The following is a 12,973-nucleotide window of genomic DNA, read 5'->3' on the forward strand; positions in this document are numbered from 1 at the left end:
GGCTCCGAAGGGAAGAGTGGACGTCTTCTGCTGGGCAGAGCGTTAGCGCTTTTGACCCGAAGCGGATATCACGGCTGACCTCCTCCTCGCTGCGACCTTGTTTCGCGGGTCACGGGCGGCGTAAGCGAGTATCCTGCCGTTGCAAAGGCGTAACGCACCTTCAGGGGGAGCGTCGCATGATCGATAGACGAGGCCTCGTTGCAAGCGGAATTATCTCGGTGCTTGCGCCGCGATCGGTTAGAGCGCAGAGATCAGGAAAGGGATGGCGAGTTGTTTTCTTTTCGGTTGCGGCTGGCCCGAACCCTCTTGCCGAGTCCCTCAGGCAAGGATTGAAGGAGTTAGGTTATAGTGAGGGGCGCAACATTTCTATCCAATACCGCTGGATGGCGGGGCATGAGAGCGAATATGACGACGTAGCGCGCGAGTTGGTCCAGAGTGAGCCCGACGTGATTGTCACGGCTGGCCATCCGCCAGCTGTTGCTATCAAGAAGGCTACGGCACAGATACCAATCGTCGCGCTTGCCGTCGTTAATCCCGTAGGAGGTGGACTCGCTGCCAGCATCTCTCATCCGGGTGGCAACTTGACTGGCTTTTCTTTGGAGGTCACGCCGGAAACAAACGCTAAAATGCTCGAGCTTCTGCACGAAGCAGCCCCTAAACTCACTCGAATTGGCGCGCTTTGGAATTCTGGCAACCCCGGCAGCCGTTTCTATCTTGATGCGGTAAAGCAGGCAGCACAACTGCAAAAGCTTACTCTCAGCGCTTACGATGTGCGCCGAGCGGAGGAGATCGACACTGTATTCCGTTCACTTCGCGGAAACGTTGAGGGACTCATTGTTTTTCCAGAAGGGCTACTTTGGACGTATCGGCGTAATATCGTTGATGCTGCGCGGGAGGCACAACTAGCGGCAATTTTTGGTTATCGCGATGCGGCCGAAATGGGAGCGCTCATGAGCTACGGCCCCGACCTCGTCGACCTGTTCAGGAGAGGCGCAGCATACGTCGATAAGATCATCAAAGGCGTCAAACCTGCCGAGCTTCCGATTCAACAGCCGGCAAAGTTCGAGTTGGTGGTCAATGTCAAGACCGCTACTGCCTTGAACATCGTGATTCCACCAACGTTGCTCGCCCGTGCGGATCAGGTGATTGAATAAACGTATTGTCGTGCCGTCGAACTAGTCCGCTTCTGGCCCCTCAGCGAGATTGCCGCTTCTCCGAAAGTATGGGGCCGGCGGCCAGCCCCTTAGTGCGTACACGGCCTAGATCCCAGCGCCCGGATCACCGGCCAGGCCGCGAGCGCGGCGGCGAGATGCTTGAGCGTGTGGCCCGAGACCATGTGCCCGGTCGCTTCGAACACGGTCACATCACCCAGCTCGAAAAGCTTGGCGATCACATAGAAGACGATCACGCCGCCGAGCGGCACGCCAAGCGCGCCGGGCCGGGGACGCGTCAACGCGAGCCCCACGGCGAGCGCCATGCCGCCGAACTGCACGATCACCCATGGCGCGAGATTCTCGCGTGCGACCCAGGCAGCTAACAGGCCCGCGATCATGGTCAGCACCAGCACCGCTTCGCCTGCGCGCGTGCTGATCCGCTCGCTGGCGGCGATGCCGAGAAATCCTGCAAACGCGACCGCCATGCCCAGACGATCGGCGACGAGCCGCTGCGGCATGTCGGGATCGAGATGATAGAAGCCTGAGCCCAGGCACGTGAGGATCAGACCCACGAAGAACCAGCTCGCACCGACTGGCGCATCATGGCGGGCCCGCAGCCGCTCCGAGCCCCAGACGCCCATCGCGAGGAAGGCGAGATTGCTCAGCACATCGCCGGCGTTGGGCACGCCGAGCCAGGTGCGGTCGTCGACGAAATGCGGGATGTGCCAGGCGGAGGCGGGCAATGCGGGCGCAAAGAGCGCAGCCAGGATCAGGATGATGAATGCAGCAAGCAGGTATTTTTCGCGGGCTTGCAACGCGCCCAATACAAATCGGCGGGACACTGAAGGCAGCCTGGCAGTGGCCGCTTGGGCGGGGTCATCGGCGTGCAACATGCGAGGCTCCAGCTGATTGAACAAAGTTCATTATTTGTAGCCGCGGAATGAACAATGTTCAATAGAGTTTGTGCGCAAACTTTTGTGCGCGAAAACCCCATTGAAATCGTTGGCGTTTCGGGAGGCGCCGTAGGCTGGGCAAAGCGACTTGTCCGCCGTAGCTCGAAGAGCGAAGGCGGAACCGTGCCCACCAAACCCGCTTTACGATCGACATTCGTGGGCACGGCGCTTCGCGCCTTTGCCAACCCTACGAGACCGCGTTAGCGACGCTACTCCGCCCCGATCTCCGCGACGATCCGTCCCGTCGTCACCTGCTCGCCTTCGGCGACGTCGATCGCGCTGACCACGCCGTCGATGCCGGCCTTGTGGACGTGCTCCATCTTCATCGCTTCCAGCGTCAGCACCGGCTGGCCGGCGGTGACGCGGTCGCCGGGCTTGACCAGCACGGCGACCACGCGGCCGTTCATGGCGGCGCGGACCTTGCCGTCGCCGCCATTGCTTGCGGCCGCTTTTGGCGCGGCGAGGGTGAGATCGGTGACCGCGAGCGGGATGCCGCGGTGCTGCAGGTAGAGCCGATCGCCGTCGCGCAGGAATTTTGCGCTGTCCATCACGCCGGCGCGGCGGAAGCGGATGCTGTCGGGATCGAGCTGATCAATTTCGAACTTCTCCTGGCGGCCGTCGGTAATGACCGTGTAGCTGCCGTCGCGTTCGCGCCTGATGTCGAGCTCCAGCGTCTGGCCGGCAATCTCGATTTTCGCCGGCAGCGGAAAAGTGGCGGCGAGGCTCCGCCCGTCCTGCCAGGACGGTGCACGCGGGTTGGTGACGTAGAGCAGCAGGCCCGCCAGCGCGGTCTCGAATGCCGCGTCCGCGCGCGGCGCCAGCAAGTCATCGCGATGCGTGCCGATGAACGCCGTCGTCGCCTCGCCCTTGGCGAAGCCGGGATGACGCAGGCAGGACAACAGGAACGCCTGGTTCGTGGTTACGCCGAACGCGGTGAGCTGCTCGAGGCCGACGATCAGCCGTCCCCTCGCCTCCTCGCGCGTGGCGCCGTGGCTGATCACCTTGGCGATCATGGAATCGTAGAACGGCGGGATCTCCGAGCCCGATTGCAACGCGTGCTCGACGCGGATGCCCTCTGGCACCTGCCAGCGCGCCATGCGGCCGGACTGCGGCATGAAGTCGTGCCCGGCGTCTTCCGAGCAGAGCCGGACCTCGATGGCGTGGCCGGAGAACTTGATGTCCTGCTGCTTCACCGGCAAGGGTTCGCCGCGCGCAACGCGCAACTGCAGCTCGACGAGATCGAGCCCGGTGATGGCCTCGGTCACGGGATGCTCGACCTGGAGGCGCGTGTTCATCTCCATGAAGTAGAACGCGCCGCCTTGGTCGAGCAGGAATTCCAGCGTGCCGGCGCCCTCATAGCGCAGCGCCCTAACCGCTGCGACCGCAACCTCGCCCATCTTCGCACGCAGCTCCGGCGTGACGGCGGGCGACGGCGCCTCCTCGATCAGCTTCTGGTGGCGCCGCTGCACCGAGCAATCGCGCTCGCCGAGATGGATGGCGTTGCCGTGGCCGTCGCCGAACACCTGGATCTCGATGTGGCGAGGGTTCTGGATGGCACGTTCGAGGATGAGTGTGGCATCGCCGAACGCGGCCTTCGCTTCCGACCGCGCGCTGCGCAGCGCATCGGGGAACGACGCCGCATCGGTGACGAGTCGCATGCCGCGTCCGCCGCCGCCGGCGACCGCCTTGATCATCACGGGAAAGCCGATCGTTCTGGCTTCCGCGAGCATGACCTCGTCGCCTTGGTCTGCGCCCTGATAGCCGGGCACGATCGGCACGCCGGCTTTCTTCATGATCTCCTTGGCGCCGGCCTTGTTGCCCATCGCCTCGATCGCCTGCGGCGACGGGCCGATGAAGACGAGGCCGGCTTCCTTGCAGGCGCGCGCAAACTCCTCGTTCTCGGCGAGGAAGCCATAGCCGGGGTGAACGGCATCCGCACCGCTGGCCTTGGCCGCGGCGACGATCGCGGGAATGTTGAGATAGGATTGCGCCGGCAGGGCTTCGCCGATGCGCACGGCCTGATCGGCCTCGCGCACATGGAGCGCATCGCGATCGGCATCGGAATAGACCGCGACGACGCCAAGGCCGAGGTGCCGCGCACTGCGCATCACGCGCAGCGCGATCTCGCCGCGGTTGGCGACCAGGATCTTGAAGAACGGCCGCTGCTGCACTGATCCGTTCCTCATGGGCGCGCCACCGAGAATTGCATGCGCTGGGGCGTGCGCGCATCGCCCTCGCGGCAGATCGCGAGCACCTCCGACAGCACGGCGCGGGTGTCGCGCGGATCGATCACGCCGTCATCGAGCACGCGGGCGCTGGTGGAGAACACATCCATCTGCCCGTCGAACACGCCGATGATCTGCGCCTTCATCGCGTCCAGTTTGTCTTTCTCGATCGGCTTGCCGCGGCGCGCCGCGGCGGCCTCGGTCACGATCGCCATGGTCTCGGCCGCCTGCTCGCCGCCCATCACCGCGGTCTTGGCGTTGGGCCAGGAGAAGCAGAAGCGCGGATGGAAGCCGCGGCCGCACATGCCGTAATTGCCGGCACCGAACGAGGCGCCGCAATAGATGGTGATCTGCGGCACCGTCGCCGACGTGACCGCCTGGATCATCTTGGAGCCGTGCTTGATCATGCCGGCCTCTTCATAGGCCTTGCCGACCATGTAGCCGGTGGTGTTGTTGAGATAGAGGATCGGCGTGCGGGTCTGGCAGCAGGCCTGGATGAAATGCGTCGCCTTGTTGGCGCCGGCGGGATCGAGCGGGCCGTTGTTGGTGATGATGCCGATCGCCTGGCCCTCGATGCGGGCATGGCCGCAGACGGTGGCCGGGCCGTAATTCGGCGCCATCTCGGTGAAATCGGAATCGTCGATGATGCGCGCGATCACCTGCTTCATGTCGACCGGGCGCTTGTGGTCCATCGGCATGATGCCGAGCAGCTCGTCCTGATCGTAGCGCGGCGGCTTGAACTCTGGAGCCGCCCTGCCCGGCCGCTCCCATTCCATCGCCGCCATGATCTCGCGCGCGATGCGAAGCGCGTCGCGATCATCCTCGGCGAGATAATCGCCGAGGCCGGAGATTTGCGTGTGCATCTCGGCGCCACCGAGCTCCTCCTCGGTCGCGATCTCGCCGGTCGCGGCCTTCAGCAGCGGCGGCCCTGCAAGGAAGGCGCGGGTGCGGCCGCGCACCATGACGATGTAGTCGGAGAGACCGGTTTGATATGCGCCGCCCGCGGTGGACGAACCATGCGTCACGGTGACGACCGGCAGGCCGGCGGCCGAGAGCCGCGCCAGGTTACGAAAGATGTTGCCGCCACGGACGAAATCCTCGACGCGATAGCGCAGCAAATTGGCGCCGGCGCTCTCGACCAGCTGGACATAAGGCAGCTTGTTCTCCAGCGCGAGCTCCTGCACCCGCAGCGTCTTGTCGAGGCCGTAAGGCTGCAGCGCGCCGGCGTCGATGCCGGAATCGCTGGCGCTGACCATGCAGCGGATGCCCGAGACGAAGCCGATGCCGGCGATGACGCCGCCGCCCGGCACGCTCTTGGTCGCATCCGGCACGTCGAACATGTAGCCGGCGAGCGTCGACAGCTCGATGAAGGACGCGCCGGGATCGAGCACCAGCGCGACGCGCTCGCGCGGCAGCAATTGGCCGCGCTTGTGGAAGCGGTCCTTCGCCGCGGCCGAGGCCGCGCGCGTGCGCTCTTCGAGCGCGCGCATGCGGTCGATCAGCCCGAGCATGCCGTCGCGATTGGCGTGGTAGCTGGCGCTGCCGGGGGAAATGGTGTTTTCGAGAATGGACATGACTTGATCCTGCTCGTCATTGCGAGGAGCGAAGCGACGAAGCAATCCAGGCTGCTTCCGCGGAGAGATTCTGGATTGCTTCGCTCGCAATGACGGGTGAGGCGATACCTACCTGTTCGTCCCAAAGATCTTCCGCGCCTCGGCCGGTGACGCGATCTCGCGGCCGGCGCGCCTTGCGCAGGCGGCGACGGCTTCGATGAGCTGGCCGTTCGACGTCACCTTCTTGCCGTCGGCGAGGTAGAACGTGTCCTCGAGGCCGGTGCGCAAGTGACCGCCGAGCTCGGCACAGCGCTGGTGCAGCGGCCAGATCTCCTCGCGGCCGATGGCGGTGACCTGCCAATGCGCTTCGGGACGCTTCAGCTTGATCAGGATCGGCAGCAATTCAGGGTCGGCCGGCATGCCGGAGGCGACGCCCATCACAAAGTTATATTCAAGCGGGCCCTTGTACATGCCGACTTGGGTGTACATCCCGACGCAACGCACGATGCCAACGTCGAAGCATTCGAACTCGGGAATGGTGCCGACGGCGTTCATGACGTCGAGATAGTCCTTCACCTTCTCGACCGAATTGTCGAACATCATCGGCGGCCAGGCCCAGCTGTTGTCGGCCTTCACCTTCAAATAATTCAGCGAGCCGGCATTGCAGGCGGCGATCTCCGGCCTGGTCTCGCGAATGCAGTCGAGCGCGCCGGCGTAGTTCGGCCCCGACACGCCCGAGGTGTGGTTGATGATCACGCCCGGGCAGGCTTCGCGGATCGCCTGCTGGATCTCCTTGCTGACCGCGACCTCCCAGGACGGCAGATGTCCCTTGCCCGGCGCCTGCTGGCGCAGATGGATGTGCATGATGGACGCGCCGGCCTCGAACGCAGCCTTGGCCTCGCGCGCCATCTGCTCGGGCGTCACGGGCACGTTGTGCTGCCTGGGGTCGGTGAGCACGCCGTTCAGCGCGCAGGTGATGACGGCCTTGTCGCTCATGCGTTCAATGTCTCGCACGTTGAGAATTCAACGCTGGCGATCATGTGCCGCGCGACATGCGGCTTCTTGCGCGGAGAAGCTGGGAAAGGAGATCCGTAGGGTGGGTTAGCCGAAGGCGTAACCCACCTCTTTGATCTTCGCAGAGACAGAATTGGTGGGTTACGCCTTCGGCTAACCCACCCTACGAAGCTACGATGCCTCCGCCATCCGCACCGTCTCGGTGCTGCGATAGATCGCAAGATCCCGCGAGCCGACGAAGATCGCGCGCGGCTTGAGGCCGTAGAAGCGGCGGATCGAGTGGCTGAAATGCGTGGAATCGGGATAGCCGATGTCCTGCGCGAGATGGGCGAGGTTGAGATCCTGGTTGGCGAAGTGCAGCAGATGCCGCGCGCGCTTCCAGGCGCGGAAGGAGCGGAACGAGATGCCGGTCTCCTCCTTGAACAGATGCAGGAAGCGCGAGGCCGAGAGGCCAGCTTCCGCGGCGCAGGTGTCGGCCGTCACCGGCTCGCCGGAGAAGCGCTCGATGCGGGCCACGGCGCGCGAGATGCGCGGGTCGAGCACACGGCGCGGCAGCGCCTCGCCGAAGCACATCTCGTCGAACTCGGCGGTGGTGATGTCGCCATAACGGCGCTGGCGCAGCAGCGCATAGGCGGCGAGGATCTTGCGGGCATAGGCGGCCCGATCGGGCCCGGTCAAGCGCACGGCCAAGGCTTCGATCACGCCATCCGGCATGCTCTCCGGCTCCAGCGTCACGCTGATCACGGTACGATAGTCGCTGGCGATGGAATGCCGCTGGTTCGGCAGGGTGACGAACAGCTCGCCGGTGGCGAGGACGTCGTCGATGGTGAGGTGCAGATTGCCCTTCACCGCGACATAGACGTGGCAGCAACCGGGGGTCCGCTTGCGCGGACGGCCGAGCAGGCCCGCATAAAACACGCGCTCCGGCGTGATCAGCATCAGATGGTCGGATTCGCGACCGTTATATTCCATTGGGTTCCTCCTCGCGCGGCTCTCTGGCCGCTGCGGACGGAGGTCACCTTAGCGGAAATTTGGGCGCTGTCACGGTAGGATAGCGCTGTCATGAAAACATGCGCTGTCGTTCCGGGGCGCGCAAAGCGCGAACCCGGAACCTCGAGATTCCGAGTCGATGCTGCGCATCGCCCCGGAATGACGGCCCTGGAACCTACGCCCTCACTCTTGGCGCGATATTCTGCTCTTCCCCGGCCTTTTGCTCCGCAGCAACGGCGCGCTTGTAGCCGTCGCGCTGCTGCAGGCGGGCCCAATAGGCTGCGACGTTTGGCCCGAAATCCTTGGCAAGCCCGATATTGCTCGCGAGCCGAAGCGCGTAACCGATGACAATGTCAGCGGCGGTGAAGCGGCCCGCGCACAATGTTTCGGCACTCGCCGTCGCTGCCTCAACGGCGCGCAGACGCCCGAGGAACCACTTCGCATAATCCGTCGCGACCTGCGGGTTGCGGCGCTCCTCCGGCTCGAGCTGGGTGTATCGCAGCACCAACGTCTGCGGGAAGGTTAACGTGGCGTCGCTGAAATACATCCAGTTCAGGAACGTGCCATAGGCGGGATCTTCCAGGCCGACCATCAACGGCGTCGGACCGTATTTGGTGCCGAGGTAATGGCAGATGCCCGAGGATTCCGTCATCCTGGTCTCGCCATCGATCATGAAGGGGATCGTGCCGAGCGGATTGAGCGCGAGATAATCCTTGGCGAAGACGCGCGGCGGGAACGGCAGCATCTTCAATTCATACGGCAGCCCCATCTCCTCCAGCATCCAGAGCGGGCGGAACGAGCGCGCGGCATCGCAATGATAGAGCGTGATCATCAGGAATTTCCTTTGCTGCCAGGCAGCGTACCCATCATCTTGCACAGGACCATCAGCATGACCTCGTCGGCGCCGCCGCCGATCGAGGTCAGGCGGCTGTCGCGATAGGCGCGACTGACCGGCGTCTCGTTGGTAAAGCCCATTCCGCCCCAATATTGCAAGCAGGCGTCGGTGAGCTCGCGCCCTAACCGGCCGGCCTTCAGCTTGGCCATGGTCGCGAGCCGCGTCACGTCCTCGCCGGCGACCAGCTGCTCGCCAGCACGATAGATCAGCGCGCGCAAGAGCTCGACCTCGGTCTGCATCTCCGCGAGCTTGAAGTGCACCACCTGGTTGTCGAGGATCGACTTGCCGAACGCTTTCCGATTGCGCGTGTACGCGATGGTCTGGTCGATGATGTATTCGTGCGCCTTCAGGCAGGCGGCCGCGCCCCAAAGCCGCTCCTCCTGGAACTGGATCATCTGGTAGGTGAAGCCCTTGCCCTCCTCGCCGATCCGGTTGCGCTTGGGCACGCGGACATTGTCGAAGAAGATCTGCGCGGTGTCGGAGGAGCGCATGCCCATCTTGTCGAGCTTTCGCGCAACGGTGACGCCCTTGCTCTTCATGGGGACGCAGATCAGCGATTTGTTGCGATGAACGGGACCGTCGCCGGTGTTGGCGAGCAGGCAGATCCAGTCGGCCTGGGTGCCGTTGGTGATCCACATCTTGCCGCCATTGATGACGTAATCGTCGCCGTCGGAGCGTGCCTGGGTCTTGATCGAGGCGACGTCCGAGCCTGCGCCCGGCTCGGAGACGCCGATGCAGGCGACGTAGTCACCGGAGATCGAGGGGCTGAGGAATTCGCGCCGCACCTCGTCGGAGCCGAAGCGCGCCAATGCCGGCGTTGCCATGTCGGTCTGCACCCCGATCGCCATCGGCACGCCGCCGCAGGTGATGGCGCCGAGCTCCTCGGCCATCATCAGCGCGTAGGAATAGTCGAGGCCGGAGCCGCCGAACTCGACCGGCTTGTTCAGGCCAAGGAAGCCGAGGCTGCCCATCTTCTTGAACAGCTCGTGCGCCGGGAAGATGTCGGCCTTTTCCCAGTCATCGACGTGAGGATTGATCTCGTTGGCGATGAACTTTTGTAGGGAGCGGCGGATGTCGTCGTGGTCGGCGGTGAATAGCATTCTTTCCCCTTTGTCATTCCGGGGCATCGCGCAGCGATGAGCCCGGAATCCATTTCTCCACGGTGCATGCGGCCTGATGGATTCCGGGCTCGCGCTACGCGCGCCCCGGAATGACAGAAAGTCACAACCCCATCTGCCTGGACGCCAGATCCTTCATGATCTCCTCGGTGCCGCCGCCGATGGCGTTGACCTTGACCTCCCGGTAGATGCGTTCGGCCTTGATGCCGCGCATGAAGCCAGCGCCGCCGAAGATCTGCACGGCCTCGGATGCGCAGAACGCCATGGTCTGCGTTGCCTGGTTCTTCATCATGCAGATTTCGGCGACCGGACTCTCGCCCTGCTCGAGCCGCCAGGCCAACATCTCCAGCATCGCTTGCGAAGCCGCGACCTTCTGCGCCATATCGACGATCTTGTGTCTGATGACCTGGTGCTGCGCGAGCGGCTTGCCGAAGGTTTTGCGTTCCTTCGCATAGGCGACCGCCTCGTCGAGGCAGACCCGCGCGAAGGCGGTGCAGCTCGCCGCCATGCCCATGCGCTCGCTGTTGAAGTTCTGCATGATGATCTTGAAGCCCTGGCCCTCCTCGCCGATCAGGTTTTCGGCGGGCACGCGGCATTCGTCGAAATGCAGCGTCGCGGTATCGGAAGCCCACCAGCCCATCTTCTTCAGCTTGGTCCTGGACAGGCCGGGCGTGTCGCCCTCGATCAGGAGCAGGCTGACGCCGCCGGCGCCCTCGCCGCCGGTGCGCACCGCAACGGTCAGATAATCGGCACGCATGCCTGACGTGATGAAGGTCTTCTCACCGCTCACGACGTAGTGATCGCCGTCGCGCCGCGCGCGGGTGCGCAGGTTCGCGACGTCGGAGCCGCCGCCCGGCTCGGTGATCGCCAGTGCGGAGATCTTCTCGCCGGCCAGCACCTGCGGCAGCACGCGCGCCTTTATCTCGGCCCGTGCGGCCCGCGCGATCGGCGGCGAGCCGATGGTGTGGCTCATCAGGCTCGCGCTGACGCCGCCTGCGCCGGCGCGCGCAAGCTCCTGGCTCGCCACGATCTTCATGAACTGGTCGGCGGCGATGCCGCCATATTCTTCCGGGAATCCAAGTCCCAGCAGGCCGATTTCGGCCGCCTTGCGATAGAGCTCGCGCGGGAATTCGCCGGCTTCGTCCCATTCATGGGCGAAGGGCGCGATCTCCTTCTCGACGAAGCGCCGCATCACGTCGCGGAACGCGTCGTGCTCGGCGGTATAGAACGGGCTCTTCATCGCGGGACTTGCCTCGAACGGATTCGTCCCGGCCACCATGGCTGGAACCTTGGCCGCTCACTTGCGCGGAGTGGCTGATTGGCGCGGACGCTTCAAGCAAGGCAGCAAGCCAGCAACTCAACGCAAGACGATTTTCACCGCTTGCAGGCCAACTCTGGCGCAAAAAAACGCTGCTGCACAGACTCCGGCTGGCCCCAGGGCCAGGCCGGGCATGGTGCGCAAGCAGCAAGAAAGCGGGCGGCACGAGGCCGTCGAGGGAGACATCTTTGGCCGTTCGCTATTACGACTGGATCGCCCATCATGCCCGCCGCGCGCCTGACAAGGTCGCGGTCGTCGACCTCGCGAGCGAGCGCCGCTTCACCTATTCGCAGCTCGACGCCCGCGTCTCACGCCTCGCCTCGTTGCTGCGCCACACGCTCAACGTCTCGCGCGGCGACCGCGTCGCGGTGCTGGCGCTGAACACGACCGATACGCTGGAGGTGCAGTTCGCCTGCGGGCGGCTGGGGGCGATCTTCGTGCCGCTCAACACCCGCCTCACGGTACCCGAGCTTCAGTTCATCACCGCCGACTGCGCGCCGAAGGCGATGATCCACGATACTGATCTGGCCGAGACGGCGCTCAGCGTGGCGAAGCTGTGCAACGTTGCGACCAGCCTGCTGCTTGGTCCGGGCGGCAGCTATGAAGCCGGCATCGCCGCCGCCAAGCCGCTGGCGCGCGCCGAGGACGTGACGCTCGATGATGTCTCGACCATCATGTACACGTCAGGCACGACGGGCCATCCCAAGGGCGCGACCATCACCCATGGCATGACCTTCTGGAATTGCGTCAATCTCGGCGGCCCGGCCTGCATCGGGCCGACCTCGGTGCTGCTCACCGTGCTGCCGCTGTTTCACACCGGCGGACTCAACTGCTACACCAATCCCGTGCTGCATGCCGGCGGCACCGTGATGATCATGCGCGCCTTCGATCCCGGCACGGCGCTCGGCCTGATCAACGATCCCGCGCAGGGCATCAACGTGTTCTTCGGCGTGCCTGCGATTTATCAGTTCATGGCGCAGCACCCCGCCTTCGCGACCACCGATCTCAGCCGGCTGGTCGTCGGCGGTGTCGGCGGCGCGCCGATGCCGGTGCCGCTGTTGAAAGTGTGGGAGGCGCGCGGCGTCGCGCTGCAGCAGGGCTACGGCATGACCGAGACTTCGCCGGCTGTGCTGGTGCTCGACCGCGAGGATGCAGCGCGCAAGGCCGGCTCCGCCGGCAAGCCGGTGCTGCACACCGAGGTGCGTATCGTGCGCCCCGACGGCAGCGATGCCGATGTCGGCGAACTCGGCGAACTCTGGGTCAAGGGCCCCAACATCACGCCGGGCTACTGGAACAGGCCGGAGGCGAACAAGACCTCCTTCACCGACGGCTGGCTGCACACGGGCGACGCCACCCGCGTCGACGAGGAAGGCTTCTACTACATCGTCGATCGCTGGAAGGACATGTACATCTCGGGCGGCGAGAACGTCTATCCGGCCGAGGTCGAGAACGTGCTGCACCAGCTCAACGCCATCGCGGAAGCTGCCGTGATCGGCATTCCTGATGCGCAATGGGGCGAGGTTGGCCTTGCCATCGTCGCGATCAAGCCGGGACACGAGCTGACGGAAACCGAGCTGTTCGCCCATTGCGCGGCCAATCTGGCGCGCTTCAAATGCCCGCGCCAGATCCGCTTCGTCGATGCGTTGCCGCGCAACGCCACCGGCAAGATCCACAAGCCGACCCTGCGCAAGGCGTTCTCGGCGGCGTCCGAAATCGACAAGAAGGTCGCCAACGCCTGATCGAAGCGCCCCTT

Annotated in this window: 10 protein-coding genes; 2 read left to right on the top strand and 8 right to left on the bottom strand. The window is 64.6% G+C overall.

Translation table 11 applies throughout. The annotated features are described in order from the left end of the window. The first annotated feature begins 176 nt into the window (after nt 1–176). Nucleotides 177–1,154, top strand: coding sequence for an ABC transporter substrate-binding protein (locus ACNJYA_RS37455; RefSeq protein ID WP_439364907.1), 978 nt, complete (start codon nt 177–179; stop codon nt 1,152–1,154). A gap of 89 nt (nt 1,155–1,243) precedes the next feature. Here ACNJYA_RS37455 and ACNJYA_RS37460 read toward each other — a convergent pair whose 3' ends face one another. From ACNJYA_RS37460 to ACNJYA_RS37495, 8 genes are all read right to left on the bottom strand, one after another. Then, complete coding sequence (locus ACNJYA_RS37460; RefSeq protein ID WP_439401750.1) at nt 1,244–1,996, bottom strand: hypothetical protein; 753 nt, start codon at nt 1,994–1,996, stop codon at nt 1,244–1,246. Between the two features lie 320 nt (nt 1,997–2,316). Further along, a complete protein-coding gene (locus ACNJYA_RS37465) occupies nt 2,317–4,293 on the bottom strand; it encodes an acetyl-CoA carboxylase biotin carboxylase subunit (protein ID WP_439364909.1) in 1,977 nt (658 codons plus the stop codon). Next, nucleotides 4,290–5,906, bottom strand: coding sequence for an acyl-CoA carboxylase subunit beta (locus tag ACNJYA_RS37470; RefSeq protein WP_439364910.1), 1,617 nt, complete (start codon nt 5,904–5,906; stop codon nt 4,290–4,292). The genes ACNJYA_RS37465 and ACNJYA_RS37470 overlap by 4 nt, the downstream gene beginning before the upstream one ends. A 108-nt stretch (nt 5,907–6,014) precedes the next feature. Then, entirely contained in the window at nt 6,015–6,881 is an 867-nt protein-coding gene (locus tag ACNJYA_RS37475) for a 3-keto-5-aminohexanoate cleavage protein (RefSeq protein ID WP_439364911.1), read from the bottom strand. 189 nt (nt 6,882–7,070) lie between these two features. After that, on the bottom strand, nt 7,071–7,871 hold the full coding sequence (locus ACNJYA_RS37480) for a helix-turn-helix domain-containing protein (protein WP_212255903.1): 801 nt from the start codon (nt 7,869–7,871) through the stop codon (nt 7,071–7,073). 193 nt (nt 7,872–8,064) lie between these two features. After that, on the bottom strand, nt 8,065–8,721 hold the full coding sequence (locus ACNJYA_RS37485) for a glutathione S-transferase family protein (protein WP_439401751.1): 657 nt from the start codon (nt 8,719–8,721) through the stop codon (nt 8,065–8,067). Continuing rightward, a complete protein-coding gene (locus ACNJYA_RS37490) occupies nt 8,721–9,884 on the bottom strand; it encodes an acyl-CoA dehydrogenase family protein (RefSeq protein WP_439401752.1) in 1,164 nt (387 codons plus the stop codon). Before ACNJYA_RS37490 ends, ACNJYA_RS37485 begins: the two co-directional genes overlap by 1 nt. A gap of 121 nt (nt 9,885–10,005) precedes the next feature. After that, nucleotides 10,006–11,142 (bottom strand): acyl-CoA dehydrogenase family protein, encoded by a 1,137-nt coding sequence (locus ACNJYA_RS37495; RefSeq protein WP_212256352.1) that lies wholly within the window; start codon nt 11,140–11,142, stop codon nt 10,006–10,008. A 266-nt stretch (nt 11,143–11,408) separates the two neighbouring features. Here ACNJYA_RS37495 and ACNJYA_RS37500 point away from each other — a divergent pair, with 266 nt between their 5' ends. Next, complete coding sequence (locus tag ACNJYA_RS37500; RefSeq protein ID WP_439401753.1) at nt 11,409–12,959, top strand: acyl-CoA synthetase; 1,551 nt, start codon at nt 11,409–11,411, stop codon at nt 12,957–12,959. The last annotated feature ends 14 nt before the right edge of the window (nt 12,960–12,973 follow it).

Origin of the sequence: Bradyrhizobium sp. BLXBL-01 (assembly GCF_051853025.1) — a bacterium.
Taxonomy (GTDB): Bacteria; Pseudomonadota; Alphaproteobacteria; order Rhizobiales; family Xanthobacteraceae; genus Bradyrhizobium.

Bases quoted from the DNA above. Each gene is read 5' to 3' on its own strand.
- ACNJYA_RS37455 (WP_439364907.1), top strand. From the start codon at position 177: ATGATCGATAGACGAGGCCTCGTTGCAAGCGGAATTATCTCGGTGCTT.
- ACNJYA_RS37465 (WP_439364909.1), bottom strand. From the start codon at position 4,293: ATGAGGAACGGATCAGTGCAGCAGCGGCCGTTCTTCAAGATCCTGGTC.
- ACNJYA_RS37470 (WP_439364910.1), bottom strand. From the start codon at position 5,906: ATGTCCATTCTCGAAAACACCATTTCCCCCGGCAGCGCCAGCTACCAC.
- ACNJYA_RS37475 (WP_439364911.1), bottom strand. From the start codon at position 6,881: ATGAGCGACAAGGCCGTCATCACCTGCGCGCTGAACGGCGTGCTCACC.
- ACNJYA_RS37480 (WP_212255903.1), bottom strand. From the start codon at position 7,871: ATGGAATATAACGGTCGCGAATCCGACCATCTGATGCTGATCACGCCG.
- ACNJYA_RS37485 (WP_439401751.1), bottom strand. From the start codon at position 8,721: ATGATCACGCTCTATCATTGCGATGCCGCGCGCTCGTTCCGCCCGCTC.
- ACNJYA_RS37490 (WP_439401752.1), bottom strand. From the start codon at position 9,884: ATGCTATTCACCGCCGACCACGACGACATCCGCCGCTCCCTACAAAAG.
- ACNJYA_RS37495 (WP_212256352.1), bottom strand. From the start codon at position 11,142: ATGAAGAGCCCGTTCTATACCGCCGAGCACGACGCGTTCCGCGACGTG.